Origin of the sequence: Pseudomonas sp. (assembly GCF_030147005.1) — a bacterium.
Classification (GTDB): Bacteria; Pseudomonadota; Gammaproteobacteria; order Pseudomonadales; family Pseudomonadaceae; genus Aquipseudomonas.
The window spans coordinates 1-17,420 of the sequence record NZ_JASLAW010000064.1; the positions used below are offsets into that span (position 1 = coordinate 1).

Below are 17,420 nucleotides of genomic sequence, written 5' to 3' on the forward strand. Positions count from 1 at the left end.
GGGGGGGGGGGCTTGCTCCAAACTGCGGCCATTCAGCAAGTCCATCGCGCGGCTGACACACTGCTTGGGCGAGCACGCCCGCTCCCACATTGGTTTTGAGTCGGGTCGGCTAGACCGTTTTCGACATCCGCGCAGCCAGCAGCGCCCAGCCGAACAGCAGCAGGCACACGATAATCAACGGCCACGACCGCCATTGCAGGTACGGCGTGAGGTTGTGCATCGGCACCACTTCGCCATAGAGAATGCCGCGTTCGAACTGCGGGATTTGTGCGGTGATCTGCCCAAACGGGTTGATCAGGCCGGTCACGCCGTTGTTGGTGGCGCGAATCATCCAGCGGCCAGCTTCAAGCGCGCGCATCTGCGCCATCTGCAGGTGTTGCAGCGGGCCGATCGAGCGGCCGAACCACGTATCGTTGCTGATTGTCAGCAGCAGGTCGCTCTGGGCCGACAGGCCGGCGGCGAACTCCGGGTACACCACTTCGTAACAGATAAACGGCGCAATACGATAACCCTTGGCCTGGAGCATGGGCTGGTCGGAGGGGCCGCGGGCGAAGTCCGACATCGGCAGGTCGAAGAAAGCGATCAGCCCGCGCAACATATCCTGCAGTGGCACGTACTCACCGAACGGCACCAGTTTTTGCTTGAGGTAGGTGCCGTCACCTTCGCCGACCACGGTGATGCCGTTGAAGTAGCGCTTCTCATGCCGCACTTCCTGGCGAATCGGTACCCCGGTGATCAGCGCCGTATTACGGTCGGCGGCAAACTTGCCCATCATGCCCAAATAGCCTTCGACCGACTCCTTGAGGACCGGCACGGCGGTTTCCGGCCACACCAGCAGGTCGACGCGCTTGGAGCTCAAACTCATGTCGCGGTACAGCGCCAGTTGCGCGTTGAGCTGCTCGGGGTCCCACTTCATGCTTTGTTCAACGTTGCCCTGGATGGCGGCCACGCTCAATGGCGGGCCGGAGGGCGAGGTCCAGGCATGATGCTTGAGCGCCAGGCCAATGGCCCACGGCGCAACAAGCAGCACGAGGCCGGCCGCGATAAAGCTGTTGCGCTTGCTCGCCAGCAGGCGCGGCAGGTTGCACAGCAGGGCGGCGGTCAGCGCCAGCGCAAACGAAATCAGCCACATCCCGCCCAGCGGCGCGAGGCCGGTCAGCGGGCCGTCGAGTTGACTGTAGCCGGAGTACAGCCACGGAAAACCGGTGAGGAACCAGCCACGAAAGGCTTCCTGGCCAACCCACAAGGCCGCGAAAGTCAGCGCGTCCGCCAATGGCGCTTCATTGCGGCGCAGCCAGCGCGCCCACAGCCAGGCGGGCAGGGCAAAGAACCAGGCGATGGCGGCGGTGAACAGCAGCATCAGGAAACCCGCCAGCAGCACCGAAGCGCCGCCGAAGTGGTGGATGCTGTAGTAGATCCAGCTGGTGCCGGCGCCAAACAGGCCGAAACCGAAACACCAGCCGCGGCCCAGGGCCTGGCGGGGCGTCAGCTCGCGCAGGCCGATATAGAACAGACCAACCGCCACCAGCGCCAGCGGCCAGATGTCGAACGGCGCCAGCGCCAGGGTGGTAATGGCGCCGGCCACCACGGCCAGCAGGTTACCGGGCCAGCCGGGTGCGATCAGACGGCGCATTTCAGTCCTTAACGGGCAATAGGTGTCAGGCGGATCAAGTGGATGCGACGGCTGTCGGCATTCAGGATGCGAAAGCGATACGCGCCGATCTCGGTGGTTTCGTTACGCTTGGGCAGGTGCCCGAACGCACTCATCACCAGGCCGCCGACCGTGTCGAATTCATCATCGGAAAATTCGCTGTCGAAGAACTCATTGAAGTTCTCGATGGGCGTCAAGGCCTTGATCAGGAAGTCACCGCTGGGCAGTGGCTTGATGTAGCTGTCTTCTTCAACGTCATGTTCGTCTTCGATGTCGCCGACGATCTGTTCCAGCACGTCTTCGATGGTCACAAGGCCAGCCACGCCACCGTATTCGTCGATCACAATGGCCATGTGATTGTGGTTGGCGCGGAATTCGCGCAGCAGCACGTTCAGGCGCTTGGATTCAGGCACGAAGGTGGCTGGGCGCAGCAGGTCCTTGACGTTGAAGCTATCGCCGTTCTCCTTGAGGATCAGCGGCAACAGATCCTTGGCCAACAGAACGCCCATCACGTCGTCATGGCTCTCGCCGATCACCGGGTAGCGCGAGTGCGCCGAGTCGATCACGGCCGGGAGAAATTCACGTGGGGTCTGGGTCGCCCTGATGCTGACCATCTGCGAGCGCGGCACCATGATGTCCCGTACTTGCAGGTCAGCCACCTGGATGGCGCCTTCGACGATGGCCAGCGCTTCGCTGTCCAGCAACTTGTTCTGATGGGCCTCGCGCAGCAGCTCCAGGAGCTCCTGGCGGTTTTTCGGCTCGTGGGCAAAAGCCTGGGTCAATTTACCCAGCCATGACTTTTGCCCGTTGCTCGATCGGTCTTCGCTCATAGCGATTACTCTGAATCCTTTAGTGTGACAGTTGAGTGTTTTTAAGCTTCGTCGTCTGCGTACGGGTCCAGATGGCCCAGCTCTGCAAGCAACGTTCGTTCCAGTGCTTCCATTTCCTCGGCTTCGTCATCGTCTATATGGTCGTAACCCAAGAGATGCAAGCAGCCGTGGATGACTAGATGGGCCCAATGGGCCTCAAGTTCCTTGCCTTGTTCCTGCGCTTCACGCTCCACGACCGCGACACAGATCACCAGGTCCCCCAGCAGCGGGATATCCAGGAACTCGTCGGGCACGTCGGCGGGGAAAGACAGCACGTTGGTCGCGTAGTCTTTCTGGCGCCAGGTGTGATTCAGCTCGCGGCCTTCGGGCTCGTCCACCAGACGAATGGTCAGTTCCGAATCGGCGGTGCGCTGTCGCAGGGCCAGGGCGCACCATTGACGAAACTGTGCTTCGCTGGGGGCGGTGGCTTCGGTGGCCAGTTGCAGGTCAAGCTCAAGCATCGCGGCGCGTGTCCCTGGCCGGTGCTTCATCGCGATGGTCGAAGCGCTCATAGGCTTCGACAATGCGCTGCACCAACGGATGGCGGACCACGTCCTTGGGCATGAAGTGCGTGAAGCTGATGCCCGGTACGTCCTTGAGTACCTCGATCACCTGCGCCAGCCCCGACTTGGTGCCCTTGGGCAGGTCGACCTGGGTGACGTCGCCGGTGATCACGGCCGTGGAGCCGAAACCGATACGGGTGAGGAACATCTTCATCTGCTCGACCGTGGTGTTTTGGCTTTCGTCGAGAATGATGAAGCTGTTGTTCAAGGTGCGGCCGCGCATGTAGGCCAGCGGAGCGATCTCGATCACCTGGCGTTCGATCAGCTTGGCCACGTATTCAAAGCCGAGCATCTCGTAGAGCGCGTCGTAGAGCGGGCGCAGATACGGGTCGATCTTCTGGGCCAGGTCGCCGGGCAGGAAACCGAGCTTTTCGCCCGCCTCGACTGCCGGGCGTACCAGCAGGATGCGGCGAACCTGTTCGCGCTCCAGGGCATCGACCGCACAGGCCACGGCCAGGTAGGTCTTGCCGGTACCGGCCGGGCCGATGCCGAAATTGATGTCGTTGCCGAGGATTTCCTTGACGTACTTCTGCTGATTCAAGCCGCGTGGGCGAATCATGCCTTTTTTGGTACGCAGGGCAACGCTGGCTTCGGCCACGGGGTTGTTGGCCAGGTCTTCCACGGCGGATTCCTGCAGGTACAGGTGCACCGTTTCCGGCGACAGCTCACTGCCCTTGGTTTCGCGGTAGAGGCGACGCAGCAGGTTTTCTGCGGACGTGGTGTGTTGGGGTTCACCAATGAGCTCGAACTGATTGCCGCGGTTGCGGATCTCGATGCTCAGGCGTTGTTCGATCAGGCGCAGGTGCTCGTCGAACTGTCCGCACAGGTTGGCGAAACGGCGAGCCTCAAACGGCTCGAGGATAAAACGATGGGGTTCTACTGTAGGTGCGTTCAAGGTCGCTTTTAGCCGCCCTTTGGCTGTTGAGGTGGACTAGAGAATAACGCCAGCCGCGCGTGTGCGAAAGCACTTACATCATCGGAATGTTGCGCGGTTTTCAATGTGGGAGCGGGCTTGCTTGCGAAGGCGTAGTGTCAGCCAGCCGATATGTTGACTGATGCACCGCCTTCGCAAGCAAGCCCGTTCCCACGTTTTGATCTCTGCTGATCAGAAATATCGCCGATCAGTTGATCAATGACCCCCGCAACGAGTGGGGCTGCGCCGCATCGATGTGCACATCGGCGAACTGGCCGATCAGGGTCGGGTTATCGCAACGGAAGTTGACGATGCGATTGTTCTCGGTGCGGCCTTGCAGTTCGCCGGGGTCTTTCTTCGAATAATCGGTCACCAGGATGCGCTGGATCGAACCGACCATTTGTCGGCTGATCTCGAAACCCTGCTGGTTCAGGCGATGTTGCAGCGCATTCAAACGTTCTTTTTTCAACGCTTCCGGGGTGTCGTCCGGCAAGTCGGCTGCCGGGGTGCCCGGGCGCTGGCTGTAGACAAACGAGTAGGAAAAGTCGAAACCAACGTCCTCGATCAGCTTCATGGTCTGCTGGAAATCCTTCTCGGTTTCGCCAGGGAAACCGACGATGAAGTCCGAGCTGATGCAGATGCCCGGCACTGCGGCGCGCAATTTGCGCAGCTTGGATTTGTACTCCAGCGCCGTGTGATTGCGTTTCATCGCCGACAGAATGCGGTCCGAGCCCGATTGCACCGGCAAATGCAGGTGTTTGACCAGCTCGGGCACATCGGCGTGCGCCTGGATCAGGCTGTCGGAAAACTCCAGCGGGTGCGACGTGGTGTAACGGATGCGCTCGATGCCGTCGACGGCGGCGACCACGCGGATCAGCTCCGCCAGGTCGGCCAGGCGCCCATCGTGGGTCTGGCCACGGTAACCGTTGACGTTCTGGCCCAGCAGGGTCACTTCACGCACGCCGTTTTCGGCCAGGTGAATGATTTCCGACAGCACATCGTCAAACGGCCGGCTGACTTCTTCGCCACGGGTGTAGGGCACTACACAGAACGTGCAGTACTTGCTGCAGCCTTCCATCACCGACACATAGGCGCTTGGCCCGTCGATGCGCGGCTCGGGCAAATGGTCGAATTTTTCGATCTCGGGGAACGACACGTCCACCTGCGGCAGCTTGGTGAGGCGCGCGGCGTCGATCATTTCCGGCAGGCGGTGCAGGGTTTGCGGGCCGAAGACCACATCGACATAGGGCGCACGGTCGCGGATCGCGGCGCCTTCCTGGCTGGCCACGCAACCGCCGACGGCGATCACCATGTCCGGGTTGGCCAGCTTCAATTCGCGCCAGCGGCCCAGCTGCGAGTACACACGGTCCTGGGCCCGCTCGCGGATCGAGCAGGTATTGAGCAGGATCACGTCGGCATCTTCGGCGCGGGCGGTGACTTCCAGGGCCTGGTGTTCGCCCAGCAGATCGACCATGCGCGAGCTGTCGTACTCGTTCATCTGGCAACCGTGGGTTTCGATGTAAAGCTTCTTGGCCATGGGAATCGTCAACTGGTGGTAAAGAACCGCGCATTATAGGGGGCATGCCCATTGGTTCCTAGCGTTGTGCATCGGGTGCCATGCTATAGTTCGCGCCCTCTTTATATCCGCGATGTGTTGCTCGCCCGCCATGACCAAACGTGAAGCTCCAATCTACAAGGTGATTTTCCTCAACCAGGGCCAGGTGTTCGAAATGTACGCCAAGCAGATCTATCAAAGTGATCTGTGGGGCTTCCTGGAGGTGGAAGAGTTCGTCTTTGGCGAGCGTACTCAATTGGTCGTCGACCCAGGCGAGGAAAAACTCAAGGCGCAATTCGAAGGCGTGGTGCGCAGCTTTGTGCCGATGCATTCGATTGTGCGCATTGATGAAGTCGAGCGCCTGGGCTCGCCAAAGATCAGCGAGGCGCGGGGCGTGAGCAATGTCATGCCGTTTCCGATGCCGATGCCTGATAAATAGGGGCTTTTGTGGCGAGGGAGCTTGCTCCCGCTGGGACGCGAAGCGGCCCCAATGCAATCTTGCGCTGTGTCAGGTAGAAGTCGGTGAATGGTTTGGCACTGCTCCGCAGCCCAGCGGCAGCAAGCTCCCTCTCCACAAAGGTTGGATCAGGGAAGCGGTGAAAAGGGCGAACGCCCATCGGCACTCTGCAATTCCTGCAGGTAATTGCGGAAAATCTGACCCAGCACCTGAGTCGCCACTTCCAGTTCATCGCGCTGCATGTGTTCGGCCACTTCGTCGGCAGTGTCCAGTGCGTCTTCTGCGCCATTGACCGCCGCCATTTTCAGCACGATGTACGCCTGAACGTTATTGGCCGGCACGCCTTCGCCGCGAAAGAACATGTTGCCCAGCTGGAATTGCGCCTGGGCGTGGCCCTGGAGCGACGCTTTTTCGAAGTAGCTCAACGCTTTGTTGAGGTCGACGGCCGGATTCTTGCTGTCGTGGTAGTACTCGCCCAACTCGTATTGCGCTTGCGCATCCCCCTCATCGGCCTGTTTCTGGCACGCGCTCAGGGCTTCGGCCTGGGTGTCCGGCTGGGTATTGAGGGTGCAACGACCCATCGCTGGGATTAACAACGAGTTGCCGCCTGCTTGTGCATGTGCCAGCAGCGGCTGAAGGAGCAACAGGCAGCCCAGAACCAGGGTGCGGCCGGTGCGTTTCATGGGAATCGACTTACCTCTGACGGGGCGAGCGGACCCTCGGGGAGTCCTTTAAGCGCGCATTATGAAATAAGCAGGCCTCTGCTTACAAAGTCTTTACTCGTTTTTCTGCTGCTTGGGCAAGTTATCTGCCGGATTGCAGGGCAATTCTCGAAAAAACCGAGAAATTTCTGTAAGCAAAGTAGCAAATCTGACGCCGACACGGGCAACGTCAGATTATTGCCATCACTTATTTCAGGGCGGCGAAGGCGCGTTCGGCAGCGTCCAGGGTCAGTTTCAGCTCGGCTTCGCCATGGGCGATCGACGTGAAGCCGGCTTCAAATGCACTTGGCGCCAGGTACACGCCGCCTTCGAGCATCAAGTGGAAGAAGCGCTTGAACAAGTCGGCATCGCTGCCCATGACGTCGTCAAAGGTGACGATATCGTCGGCGCCGCTGAAGTACAGGCCAAACATGCCGCCGGCCTGGGTGGTGACGAACGGGATACCGGCGGCGTCGGCACGCACTTGCAGGCCGTCCAGCAGGCGGGTGGTGTAGTCGCTCAGCTCGGCGTGGAAGCCCGGGCGGCTGATCAGGCGCAGGGTGGTCAGGCCGGCGGCCATGGCCAACGGATTACCGGACAGCGTGCCGGCCTGGTAGACCGGGCCCAACGGGGCGATGTGCTGCATGATGTCGCGCTTGCCGCCGAAGCAGCCCACCGGCATGCCGCCGCCGATGATCTTGCCGAAGGTGCTCAGGTCCGGCGTAACGCCGTAGTGAGCCTGGGCGCCGCCGAGGGCGACACGGAACCCGGTCATCACTTCATCGAAAATTAGCACCACGCCGTGTTTGTCGCACTGCTCGCGCAGGCCTTCGAGGAAGCCTGGCGCCGGTGGTACGCAATTCATGTTGCCGGCGACCGGCTCGACAATGATGCAGGCCACTTCCTGGCCGACTTCAGCGAGCATCTGCTCGACGGCGGCGATGTCGTTGAACGGCAGGGTCAGGGTGTGTTTGGCGAACGCCGCCGGTACCCCGGCCGAACTCGGTACGCCCTGAGTCAGCGCGCCGGAACCGGCCTTTACCAGCAGGCTGTCTGAATGGCCGTGGTAGCAACCTTCGAATTTGATGATGCTGTCGCGACCGGTAAACCCACGGGCCAGACGGATCGCGCTCATGGTGGCTTCGGTGCCGGAGCTGACCATGCGCACCATTTCCATCGACGGCACAATCGAGCAAACCAGGTCGGCCATCTCGGTTTCCATCGCGGTCGGCGCACCGTAGGACAAACCGTGCTGCAGTTGCTGGCGTACGGCGTCCAGCACGTCCGGGTGGCTGTGGCCGAGGATCATCGGGCCCCAGGAGCCGACGTAGTCGACGTAGCGCTTGTCATCTTCGTCGGTGACATAGGCGCCTTCGGCATGCTTGAAGAACAACGGCGTGCCGCCCACGCTCTTGAACGCACGCACGGGGGAGTTCACACCGCCGGGGATGTGTTTCTGGGCATCGGCAAACAGGGTTTCGGAACGGGACATGATCGGGCTCTCTAAACTGAAGATTTAAGAAGGTCGTTGAACGCACGGGCGCGGCGCGTGACTTCCTGGGTACTGTCGGCACCGAACAGGCCGTGCACTACGGCGAGCAGGTCGGCCCCGTGGGCCACCAGCGGTTCGGCGTTTTCCAGGGTGACGCCGCCGATCACGCAGATCGGCAGGTGCAGGCGCTTGCGTGCCTCGGCCAGCATTTCAACGCTGGCGGCGGGGGCGCCGGGTTTGGTCGTGGAATTGAAGAAACGGCCGAAAGCGACGTAACTGGCACCTTCCTTCGCGGCCTGTTCGGCCAGTTCGATCTGGCTGTGGCAGGTGGCGCCGATGATCGCCCTGGAGCCGAGCAATGCCCGGGCCGGCGTCAGCGGGCCGTCGGTCTGACCCAGGTGCACGCCGACGCCCAGGCGTGCGGCCAGCTCGGCGTCGTCATTGATGATCAAGTGGGTCTTGTAGCGCGAGCACAGCTCCCGCAGTTTCTCCGCTTCACGCAGGCGGCGCGCTTCGTCGCAGCTTTTGTCGCGGTACTGCAACAACGTCACGCCGCCATCCAGCGCCGCTTCGACATAGGCGAGGAATTTGCCGGCCAACAGTTGGCTGTCGGTAATGGCATAAAGGCCACGTAGTTTCATCGGGCAGGCCTCTCGGTATTTAAGAGCAGAAATCCAGCGGCAGACGGCGAGGCACGAACTGGCCCTGACCGAGTTGTTCGGCATCACGCAGGGTGCGCCAGGTGTAGTTGAGCGCCGACTGCACGGCGCTCACCAACCCTTCGCCCTGGGCGAGTCGTCCCGCCAATGCACTGGCCAGCGTGCAACCCGAACCGTGATAGCTGCCGGGCAGACGCTGGCACGTGTAGGTATGACGGCTGCCATCGCGGCTGTACAGGCGGTTGTGCACCTCGCGTTCGTCGCCGTGGCCACCGGTGATCAACAGGTGCTTGATGTAGGGCAACAGCTTCTCGGCGCATTCGTCGGCGCTGCCTTCGGGCAGTTCGGCAAGAATGCGGGCTTCGGGCAGGTTGGGCGTGGCGATCAGCGCCAGGGGCAACAGCCGCTCGCGCATCGCAAAGCCGACTTCATCCTTGCCCAGGCTGCCACCGCCGCCGGCGCGCAGCACCGGGTCGCACACCACCTGCAGGTGCGGGTGCGCCTGCAGCAGTTCGACCACGGTGTCGACCATCGCGGTAGAACCCAGCATGCCCAGCTTGACCGCCGCGACTTCGGAGTCGCTGAGCACGGCATTGGCCTGGGCCAGCACCCACTCGCGGTCGAGCACGCGGAAATCACTGACATTGACCGTGTTCTGCACGGTCAGCGCAGTGACGGCCGTCGCGGCATGGCAGCCCTGGGCGAGCAGGGCTTCGATATCTGCCTGCAAGCCGGCGCCACCACTGGGATCATGGCCGGAGAGACAAAGAACAACGGGGCGAGAGCTGTAGATATTCATGGTGCGCGAGCTTACCACCAAACGCTTTTTGCGTGGCCGTCCGGCGATAGGTGAATGTTGCTCTGGGGAGACGCTTTTGCGGTGGCTGAAAAACCTCTGAAAATGCGCTGAAAGCCGCGTCCCAGGGCCGTCAAAAAAATAGTCCCAATGGTGTCTAATGGCCTTTACCGGCTATGCTAGAGTGGATCCAAACAACTTCATGTATCTCCGGTGTACGTCTTCTCAAAAGGAATGGAGGAGCTTTTTGCCATAACCGGACAGGCCACGCTGGGGCTCTATGCGCTATTTGCTGATTTTATTATTGTGCGGGCTGCCGTTGCTGGCCGGTGCCGTCGAGTTCAATCAGAGCACCCGAAGCCTGCCACTGGGCCGGGTCATGCAAGTGCTCGAAGACCCAACCGGTGCCCTCACCATCGCCGATGTCAGTTCTCCTGCCTACGCCGACCACTTCAAACCCCATGACAAACCCACCCTCAACGCCGGTTATTCGCGCTCGGTGTTCTGGCTGAAGGTCGACCTGCATTACACCGCCGTTGACCCTCGCTCCCCGCGCAGCTGGTTTCTGGAACTGGCTTACCCGCCGCTCAATCGCCTGGATCTGTACCAGGACGACGGCGCCGGCAATTATCGACTCACCACCCGCACCGGTAGCGCATTACCGTTTTCCAGCCGCGAGGTGCGCCAGAGCAACTACCTGTTCAAGCTCAACTTCGTGCCCGACCAGCGGCAGACGGTCTACTTGCGCCTGCAAAGCCAAGGCTCGATCCAGGCGCCGCTGACCCTCTGGGCGGGCACCGCCTATATGGAAGAACAGCCGTTGCGCTTGTATGTGCTTGGCGCTATCTACGGCGTGTTGCTGGGCATGCTGATTTACAACCTGTTCATTTATTTGAGCGTGCGCGACATCAGCTACCTCTATTACATCCTCTACATCGCCTCGTTCGGCCTGTACCAACTGTCGGTCAACGGCGTGGCCGTGGAATATTTCTGGCCGAACAACCCGTGGTGGGCGAACGCGGCGGTGCCGTTTCTGATTGGCTCGGCCGCATTGTTCGGCAGCCTGTTCGCGCGCAGTTTCCTGCACACCGCGCAACACAGCCGCTGGCTCGACCGCATCCTGCTGGCGCTGGCGGCCTGCGGCGGGCTGGTCATGGCGCTGGCGCTGTTGACCAGCTACGCGGTGGCTCTGCGCCTGGCCACCGCTCTGGCGTTGGTATTTACCGTGACCATCTTTGTGGCAGCCATCAAAGCCTGGTATTGCGGCCAGCGCATGGCGCGCTATTTCATCATCGCCTGGTCGGCGTTTTTGCTCGGAGGGGTGGTCAATACGCTGATGGTGCTGGGTTACTTGCCCAACGTATTCCTTACGATGTATGCCAGCCAGATCGGCTCGGCCATCGAAGTTGCGCTGCTGTCCCTGGCCCTGGCCGACCGTATCAATGGCATGCGCGAGCAGCAGGCGCAGATCCTGTTCGATGCCAGCCAGAAGCTTGAAGTGCTCAACCAGCAATTGGCCCGCAGCAATCGGCTCAAGGATGAATTCCTCGCCACCTTGACCCATGAACTGCGCACGCCGATGAACGGCGTGATCGGCTCCCTTGAACTGATGCAAACCGTGTCCCTGGACGATGACTTGGCGCAGTACCAGCAGACCGCCGCCGGTTCGGCGCGAGACATGATGCGCATGGTCAACGGCATTCTCACCCTGACCGAGTTGCAGGCCGGTCGCCTGGTTGCCCGGCCGCAGGTGTTCGGCCTGCGCGGCGCGCTTGAAACCTTGCGTCAACAGTTCACCGCCAGCGCCCAGGCCAAGGGCCTGGCGTTTTCCATCGACGTCGCGGATGCCGTGCCGGACCGCGTGTTCGGCGACGCCGACAAGCTGATCCTGTGCCTGGATTGCCTGCTGGACAACGCTTTCAAATTCACCCACGACGGTGCGGTGCGCCTGCGCGTGGTGGGCTTTCCCCAAGCCGATGGCAGCTTGCACCTGAGTTTTATCGTGACCGACACCGGTATCGGCTTCGCCTTTCTCGACGAGGCTACGCTGTACCAGCGCTTCTTCCAGCTCGACGGCTCGATGACCCGCGAATATGGCGGGCTGGGCATCGGCCTGGCGATTTGCCGGCAATTGATCGAACTGTTGGGCGGGCGCCTCACCCATCATTCAGAGCCACGCAAGGGCAGTCGCTTCCAGTTGGAAGTGGACGTCAAACCGATGCCGCCGGAGCCGGCCGGGGAGGCGCTGCCTGCCCAACGCGCGCCGCAGGATTGCACGGTGCTCTTGGTGGACGACAACAGCGTGGCGCAACTGGCGGTGCGGGGCATGCTGCTCAAACTCGGTTACCGGGTCAAAGCCGTGGAAGGCGGCCCGGCCGCACTGGCGACGCTGCACGAGAGCAGGTTCGATGCGGTGGTGCTGGATGTGCCTGAGGGCGGTTTCTCGTTGTGCTGCCAGATTCGAGCCTTGCCGGGCTGCGGTGAGTTACCGGTGATCGGCCTGAGCGCGGCGCTCAATGTCACAGACCGTGAGCGTTGTCATGGCATCGGCTTGAGCGATCACCTGGCCAAACCGGTACGTTTCGAGGCCTTGCAGGCCGCGCTGGTGCGTCTCGTACTATGCCCGCAAGAGGGCGAAAGTGCCGAGCATTCGGCGCGTATGCCACTTTTTTAAGCGTGAGGTAGGTGCTTAACTGAAATAACCGGCCTCAATCGATCGGTGCCTTTTGTAGGCGCGAGCTTGCTCGCGAAGAACCTGAGAGCAGCGCGTATATTCAGAATGCGCGTTATTGTTTACGTTCTTCGCGAGCAAGCTCGCTCCTACAGGCAGCCTGACATCGACGTGGCCTTTTTTCAGGAGGCCCGTCATGAACCTGCACCGTTTTGCCGAAACCCACGACGTCACCAACCAGCCCCCGTCCCTGGACGGTACCAACCTGTACCGCATCGACCTGCCCCTGCAAGAGTGGGCGCGTCGCTTTGGCGCCGGCTGGGCCGAGTCGCGTATCGATGCCTATGGTGCGCTGGCCGGCGGGCCGTTGATGGAGGCCGGGTTCCTGGCCAACCAGAACAAGCCGGTGTTCAGCAGCCATGACCGTTATGGTCATCGCATCGACCTGGTGGAGTTTCACCCCGCCTACCATGAACTGATGCGTACCGCCGTCGAGCATGGCCTGCCGTCACTGCCGTGGACACACCCGCAATCCGGCGCCCATGTGGCCCGCGCCGCCATGACTTACTTGCACAGCCAGGCCGAAGCCGGTACCGGTTGCCCGCTGACCATGACCTTCGCCTGCGTTCCGGCCCTGCAGTTGCAGCCAGACCTGGCGGACCTCTGGCTGCCGAAGATCCTCGCTACCCAATACGACCCGCGCAACGTCGGCATCGCCCACAAAGGCGGTGCCACAATCGGCATGGCCATGACCGAAAAACAGGGCGGCACCGACGTGCGCGCCAACACTACACGCGCCTACCCTGTGGGCGCGGGCGGCCCGGGGCAGGCCTACGAACTGGTGGGCCACAAATGGTTCTGCTCGGCGCCGATGTGCGACGGGTTCCTCACCCTGGCCCAGACCGACAAGGGCCTGACCTGTTTCCTGCTGCCCCGGCATCGCCCGGATGACACGCGCAACGAGTTCTACATCCAGCGTCTGAAGAACAAACTCGGCAACTGCTCCAATGCCTCCAGCGAAGTGGAGTTCCGTGGCGCCCTGGCCTGGATGATCGGTGAAGAGGGCCGCGGCGTGCCGACCATCATTGAGATGGTTGCCATGACCCGCTTCGATTGCATGGTCGGTTCCAGCGCGCTGATGCGTCAGGCGTTGACCCAGGCGAGCCATCACTGCGCCCATCGCTCGGTCGGCGGTCGCGTGCTGAGCGAACAACCGCTGATGCAGAACGTGCTCGCCGACCTGGCCCTGGAAAGCGAAGCGGCCCTGGCCTTGAGCCTGCGCATGGGCCAGGCGCTGGACCACCTGGAGAATGAACAGGAAGCCAAATTCGCCCGGCTGGTGACGGCGGTGGGCAAGTATTGGATCTGCAAACGGGCGCCGGCCATGATCAACGAAGCCGCTGAATGCATGGGCGGCGCAGGGTACGTCGAAGACAGCATCCTGCCGCGTCTGTACCGCGAGGCGCCGGTGAACTCGACGTGGGAAGGTTCCGGCAACGTGCAATGCCTGGACGTGCTGCGGGCATTGTCGAAAGAGCCCGGAGTGCTGGAGGCGTTGTTTGTCGAACTGGGCGACGGGCATGGCGACCCGCAACTGGCGCGTCACGTCGAGCGGTTGAAGTCGGCGTTTATGGACACGCAAGATATCCAGTACCGCGCCCGTCAACTGACCGAGGATATTGCCCTGGCGTTGCAGGCCAAGCTGTTGCTGGAAGCCGGCAATGCAGCGGTCAGTGACGGGTTTATTGCCAGCCGGTTGGGGGAATCGTCGGGGCGCGTGTATGGCGCCTTGCCGCGTGGGGTGGATGTGCAAGCGCTTGTCGCCCGCTCGACCCCCAACCCCTCTGACTGAGCATGGGCAAATGGTGATTATTTACAGCATTCCAATCCTGCTGTTTCAGTGAGGCCGCGATACAGGCAAGATAAAGGCCTGCAAGTCCAGAACACAGGATGCTTACCGTGACCGAAGCTTTTATTGTCGTTCAATCCGCTGAAGAAGCCGTGGACCGGCTGGCGGCCCTGCACGAGCGCGCGACTGGCGCGCTCAATCAAGCCCTCAAGCAATACCTCAAGGATCGCGTCGAACCCGACGCCGCACAACGCGCGCTGTTCCGCTACCCGGAACTGCGCCTGACTTACCACTGCCACGGCGAAGTCCCACAGACCACCCGGGCGTACGCCAAGGTGCAACTGCCGGGGACCTACAGCGTTACCGTCACCCATCCGGCGGCTTTTCGTAAGTACCTGCTGGAACAACTGGTGCCGCTGATGCATGACTTCACCGTGACGGTGGAGGTGGGCGTCAGCCAGCAGAATATTCCGTACCCGTACGTGGTGGAGCAGGGCGATGAACTGGCCGGTTCCGGCGTAACCGCCGCCACCCTGGCCCGCGTGTTCCCCAGCACCGACTTGTCCGCCGCCACCGATGGCATCGCCGACGGCCTCTATGACTGGGAAAACACCGACCCGCTGCCCCTGGCCCTGTTCGACGCGGCCCGTGTGGACTTTTCCCTGCGCCGCCTGGTGCATTACACCGGCAGCGACTGGCGCCATGTGCAGCCGTGGATTCTGCTGACCAACTACCATCGCTACGTTGACCAGTTCATCCTGCATGGCCTTGAGCAACTGCGCAGCGACCCGCGCTTTATCCGCATGGTGCTGCCCGGCAACGTGGTGATCGACAAGAGCATGGACCACGGCGAAGCGTCGGCGATTGCCGCAGGCGTGGTCTGGCACCGCTACCAGATGCCGGCCTATCACCTGCAGGCCACTGACGGCCACGGCGTGACCCTGGTGAATATCGGCGTCGGCCCCTCCAACGCCAAGAACATCACCGACCACCTGGCCGTGCTGCGCCCGCATTGCTGGCTGATGATCGGGCACTGCGGTGGCCTGCGCCAATCCCAGACCATCGGCGACTACGTACTGGCCCACGCCTATATGCGTCGCGATGGGATTCTCGACCGCGTAGTACCGCCGAACATCCCGATCCCGGCCCTGGCCGAAGTGCAGCTGGCGCTCCAGCAAGCGGCGGCCAAAGTGACCGGCGAAAAAGGCGAAGAGCTGAAAAAACGCCTGCGCACCGGCACCGTGCTGACCTACGACGACCGCAACTGGGAGCTGCGCTGGGCTCAGGAGCGGCCACTGATCAACCTGTCCCGCGCCGTGGCGGTGGACATGGAAAGCGGCACCATCGCCGCCCAGGGTTACCGTTTGCGCGTACCGTACGGCACGTTGTTGTGTGTGTCGGACAAACCGCTGCACAGTGAGATCAAGTTGCCGGGTTCGGCCAACGCTTTCTACGAGCGGGCGGTCAGCCAGCACTTGAAGATCGGCATCGAAGCCGTCGACCTGCTGCGTACCGAACTCAACGCGCTGCACTCGCGAAAACTGCGCAGCTTTGACGAGCCGCCGTTCCGCTAAGCGGTTGGGATGGTCATTTAGCGGTCAGGCCACTAGCATTGTCGGCCCTGACCGTTAGATGTTCCTTCGCCATGTCCCGTCCCACCCGTCCCGATTCGCGTCGCCCTGGCGTGAAACCCCCGCATGCAGGCCCGCGTCGTGTCGCCAAGGCGCCACCGGCCGAGCCGAAGCTGATCCTGTTCAACAAGCCTTTCGATGTGCTGACCCAGTTCAGCGACGAAGGCGGGCGCGCGACCCTCAAGGATTTTATCGATATCCCCGGTATTTACCCGGCAGGCCGCCTGGACCGTGACAGCGAAGGCCTGTTGCTGCTGACCAACGACGGCCAATTGCAGGCGCGCATTGCCGACCCCAGGCACAAGCTGGCGAAAACCTATTGGGTGCAGGTCGAAGGCGAACCTACGCAAGCGCAACTGCAACGTCTGCGCGACGGTGTGGAGCTTAACGACGGCATGACCTTGCCCGCCGAGGCCCGGCAGTTGGACGAGCCTGAGTTATGGCCACGCAACCCGCCCGTGCGCTTTCGCAAAAGCGTGCCCGCCCATTGGCTGGAACTGGTGATTCGTGAAGGGCGTAACCGCCAGGTACGGCGCATGACCGCAGCGGTGGGGTTGCCGACGTTGCGCCTGGTGCGCGTGCGTATTGGCGACTGGTCTATCGAAGGCCTCGACCAGGGCCAGTGGAAGGCGGTGCCGGCGCGTTTATAAAGCGCCGGACTCGATCAGGCCGATCACTACGCTCTTGATGATGAACGCGGCCACGCCCAGGCCGAGCACGAAAAACAGAATGAACGAGCCAAAGCGCCCGGCTTTGGATTTTTTCGCCAGGTCCCAGACGATAAAGCCCATGAAAATGATCAGCAGGGTGACGAGGCCGGTCATCATCCATTCTTCGAACAGGGCGGGGTCGATGTTGTTCATGGGGTATTTTTCCGACAAAGGCAGGCGGGCAGTATAAGGCAGCGCTGCCGACGTAATATTGACCTGGATCGAAGTGAGGTCCAACTGTGGAAGCGGGCTTGCTCGCGAAAGCGGTGTGTCAGCCACACAGTCATCGACCGACAATCCGTATTCGCGAGCAAGCCCCGCTCCACAGGGGATTTACAGTGTTTTTTGAAGTCAGGTACGCAAGTGGGTCAACGGCAGTTCGGTGCTGTTGAGCACCTGATTGAGCACGAAGCTTGAGCGCACGCTGGTCACGCCTTCAATCCGGGTCAGGTGCCCCAGCAGCAGTTTCTGGTAGTGGTCCATGTCCGGCACCACCACTTTCAACTGATAGTCGGCATCCATCCCGGTCACCAGGCTGCATTCCAGCACCTGGGGCAACGTGCGGATGGCGGCTTCGAAATTCTCGAAACGTTCCGGGGTATGGCGGTCCATGCCGATCAGCACGTAGGCCGTCAGGCTCAGGCCCAGCATCTTGCGATCGAGCAGCGCGACCTGGCGCGCGATGTAGCCGTCGTCTTCCAATTGCTTGACCCGGCGCGAGCAGGGCGAAGGCGACAGGCCGATACGCTCGGCCAGCTCCTGGTTGGAGATCCGTGCGTCACGCTGTAATTCCGCCAAAATACTCAAGTCGTATCGGTCAAGCTTGCTCATTGGGTTGGCCTTTGTCGTAACTATTGCGGTGAATTATCCATGAAGGGTTAAAAATTGCGCAAGCACTGTTTA

General features: G+C 61.7%; 16 protein-coding genes. 5 read left to right on the forward strand and 11 right to left on the reverse strand.

What is annotated here, in order from left to right; all coding sequences use genetic code 11:
• Positions 1-109: 109 nt before the first annotated feature.
• The 5 genes from lnt to miaB all read right to left on the reverse strand — a co-directional run bounded on the left by lnt (position 110) and on the right by miaB (position 5,533).
• Positions 110-1,633 carry an apolipoprotein N-acyltransferase gene (lnt, locus tag Q1V60_RS05980; protein WP_300628349.1) on the reverse strand — a complete coding sequence of 508 codons (1,524 nt, stop codon included), beginning with the start codon at positions 1,631-1,633 and terminating at the stop codon, positions 110-112.
• A gap of 8 nt (positions 1,634-1,641) precedes the next feature.
• On the reverse strand, positions 1,642-2,481 hold the full coding sequence (locus Q1V60_RS05985; protein ID WP_300628350.1) for an HlyC/CorC family transporter: 840 nt from the start codon (positions 2,479-2,481) through the stop codon (positions 1,642-1,644).
• Positions 2,482-2,522: 41 nt separating this feature from the next.
• Positions 2,523-2,981 carry an rRNA maturation RNase YbeY gene (gene ybeY / locus Q1V60_RS05990; protein WP_300628353.1) on the reverse strand — a complete coding sequence of 153 codons (459 nt, stop codon included), beginning with the start codon at positions 2,979-2,981 and terminating at the stop codon, positions 2,523-2,525.
• Positions 2,974-3,978 (reverse strand): PhoH family protein, encoded by a 1,005-nt coding sequence (locus Q1V60_RS05995; protein WP_300628355.1) that lies wholly within the window; start codon positions 3,976-3,978, stop codon positions 2,974-2,976. Before Q1V60_RS05995 ends, ybeY begins: the two co-directional genes overlap by 8 nt.
• A 226-nt stretch (positions 3,979-4,204) precedes the next feature.
• On the reverse strand, positions 4,205-5,533 hold the full coding sequence (gene miaB / locus Q1V60_RS06000) for a tRNA (N6-isopentenyl adenosine(37)-C2)-methylthiotransferase MiaB (RefSeq protein ID WP_300628357.1): 1,329 nt from the start codon (positions 5,531-5,533) through the stop codon (positions 4,205-4,207).
• A gap of 130 nt (positions 5,534-5,663) precedes the next feature.
• On the opposite strand from miaB, the gene Q1V60_RS06005 reads away from it, so the two are divergent.
• A complete protein-coding gene (locus Q1V60_RS06005) occupies positions 5,664-5,990 on the forward strand; it encodes a DUF1820 family protein (protein ID WP_300628359.1) in 327 nt (108 codons plus the stop codon).
• A 146-nt stretch (positions 5,991-6,136) separates the two neighbouring features.
• Here Q1V60_RS06005 and Q1V60_RS06010 read toward each other — a convergent pair whose 3' ends face one another.
• The 4 genes from Q1V60_RS06010 to Q1V60_RS06025 all read right to left on the reverse strand — a co-directional run bounded on the left by Q1V60_RS06010 (position 6,137) and on the right by Q1V60_RS06025 (position 9,659).
• Positions 6,137-6,691 (reverse strand): tetratricopeptide repeat protein, encoded by a 555-nt coding sequence (locus Q1V60_RS06010; protein ID WP_057724919.1) that lies wholly within the window; start codon positions 6,689-6,691, stop codon positions 6,137-6,139.
• Between the two features lie 226 nt (positions 6,692-6,917).
• Positions 6,918-8,201, reverse strand: a complete 1,284-nt coding sequence (gene hemL, locus Q1V60_RS06015; RefSeq protein WP_300628362.1) for a glutamate-1-semialdehyde 2,1-aminomutase — start codon at positions 8,199-8,201, stop codon at positions 6,918-6,920.
• A gap of 11 nt (positions 8,202-8,212) precedes the next feature.
• Positions 8,213-8,842, reverse strand: a complete 630-nt coding sequence (gene thiE / locus Q1V60_RS06020; protein ID WP_300628363.1) for a thiamine phosphate synthase — start codon at positions 8,840-8,842, stop codon at positions 8,213-8,215.
• Between the two features lie 19 nt (positions 8,843-8,861).
• The gene (locus tag Q1V60_RS06025) at positions 8,862-9,659 is read right to left on the reverse strand and encodes a hydroxymethylpyrimidine/phosphomethylpyrimidine kinase (RefSeq protein WP_300628364.1); all 798 of its coding nucleotides are present in this window, start codon (positions 9,657-9,659) and stop codon (positions 8,862-8,864) included.
• Between the two features lie 277 nt (positions 9,660-9,936).
• Here Q1V60_RS06025 and Q1V60_RS06030 point away from each other — a divergent pair, with 277 nt between their 5' ends.
• The 4 genes from Q1V60_RS06030 to Q1V60_RS06045 all read left to right on the forward strand — a co-directional run bounded on the left by Q1V60_RS06030 (position 9,937) and on the right by Q1V60_RS06045 (position 16,457).
• On the forward strand, positions 9,937-12,330 hold the full coding sequence (locus Q1V60_RS06030) for a 7TM diverse intracellular signaling domain-containing protein (RefSeq protein WP_300628366.1): 2,394 nt from the start codon (positions 9,937-9,939) through the stop codon (positions 12,328-12,330).
• A 193-nt stretch (positions 12,331-12,523) separates the two neighbouring features.
• Positions 12,524-14,179: an acyl-CoA dehydrogenase family protein gene (locus Q1V60_RS06035; RefSeq protein ID WP_300628368.1), complete on the forward strand. Its 1,656-nt coding sequence runs from the start codon at positions 12,524-12,526 to the stop codon at positions 14,177-14,179.
• Between the two features lie 98 nt (positions 14,180-14,277).
• Positions 14,278-15,750, forward strand: a complete 1,473-nt coding sequence (gene amn, locus Q1V60_RS06040; protein WP_300628370.1) for an AMP nucleosidase — start codon at positions 14,278-14,280, stop codon at positions 15,748-15,750.
• Between the two features lie 71 nt (positions 15,751-15,821).
• Positions 15,822-16,457: a pseudouridine synthase gene (locus tag Q1V60_RS06045; protein WP_300628373.1), complete on the forward strand. Its 636-nt coding sequence runs from the start codon at positions 15,822-15,824 to the stop codon at positions 16,455-16,457.
• Here the strand turns inward: Q1V60_RS06045 and Q1V60_RS06050 are convergent.
• Positions 16,452-16,661 carry a DUF2788 domain-containing protein gene (locus Q1V60_RS06050; RefSeq protein WP_025858220.1) on the reverse strand — a complete coding sequence of 70 codons (210 nt, stop codon included), beginning with the start codon at positions 16,659-16,661 and terminating at the stop codon, positions 16,452-16,454. The genes Q1V60_RS06045 and Q1V60_RS06050 overlap by 6 nt on opposite strands.
• A 207-nt stretch (positions 16,662-16,868) precedes the next feature.
• Entirely contained in the window at positions 16,869-17,348 is a 480-nt protein-coding gene (locus Q1V60_RS06055; protein ID WP_003194418.1) for an Lrp/AsnC family transcriptional regulator, read from the reverse strand.
• Positions 17,349-17,420 lie beyond the last annotated feature (72 nt).

Bases quoted from the DNA above. Each gene is read 5' to 3' on its own strand.
- lnt (WP_300628349.1), bottom strand. From the start codon at position 1,633: ATGCGCCGTCTGATCGCACCCGGCTGGCCCGGTAACCTGCTGGCCGTG.
- Q1V60_RS05985 (WP_300628350.1), bottom strand. From the start codon at position 2,481: ATGAGCGAAGACCGATCGAGCAACGGGCAAAAGTCATGGCTGGGTAAA.
- ybeY (WP_300628353.1), bottom strand. From the start codon at position 2,981: ATGCTTGAGCTTGACCTGCAACTGGCCACCGAAGCCACCGCCCCCAGC.
- miaB (WP_300628357.1), bottom strand. From the start codon at position 5,533: ATGGCCAAGAAGCTTTACATCGAAACCCACGGTTGCCAGATGAACGAG.
- Q1V60_RS06005 (WP_300628359.1), top strand. From the start codon at position 5,664: ATGACCAAACGTGAAGCTCCAATCTACAAGGTGATTTTCCTCAACCAG.
- Q1V60_RS06010 (WP_057724919.1), bottom strand. From the start codon at position 6,691: ATGAAACGCACCGGCCGCACCCTGGTTCTGGGCTGCCTGTTGCTCCTT.
- hemL (WP_300628362.1), bottom strand. From the start codon at position 8,201: ATGTCCCGTTCCGAAACCCTGTTTGCCGATGCCCAGAAACACATCCCC.
- thiE (WP_300628363.1), bottom strand. From the start codon at position 8,842: ATGAAACTACGTGGCCTTTATGCCATTACCGACAGCCAACTGTTGGCC.
- Q1V60_RS06025 (WP_300628364.1), bottom strand. From the start codon at position 9,659: ATGAATATCTACAGCTCTCGCCCCGTTGTTCTTTGTCTCTCCGGCCAT.
- Q1V60_RS06030 (WP_300628366.1), top strand. From the start codon at position 9,937: ATGCGCTATTTGCTGATTTTATTATTGTGCGGGCTGCCGTTGCTGGCC.
- Q1V60_RS06035 (WP_300628368.1), top strand. From the start codon at position 12,524: ATGAACCTGCACCGTTTTGCCGAAACCCACGACGTCACCAACCAGCCC.
- amn (WP_300628370.1), top strand. From the start codon at position 14,278: ATGCTTACCGTGACCGAAGCTTTTATTGTCGTTCAATCCGCTGAAGAA.
- Q1V60_RS06045 (WP_300628373.1), top strand. From the start codon at position 15,822: ATGTCCCGTCCCACCCGTCCCGATTCGCGTCGCCCTGGCGTGAAACCC.
- Q1V60_RS06055 (WP_003194418.1), bottom strand. From the start codon at position 17,348: ATGAGCAAGCTTGACCGATACGACTTGAGTATTTTGGCGGAATTACAG.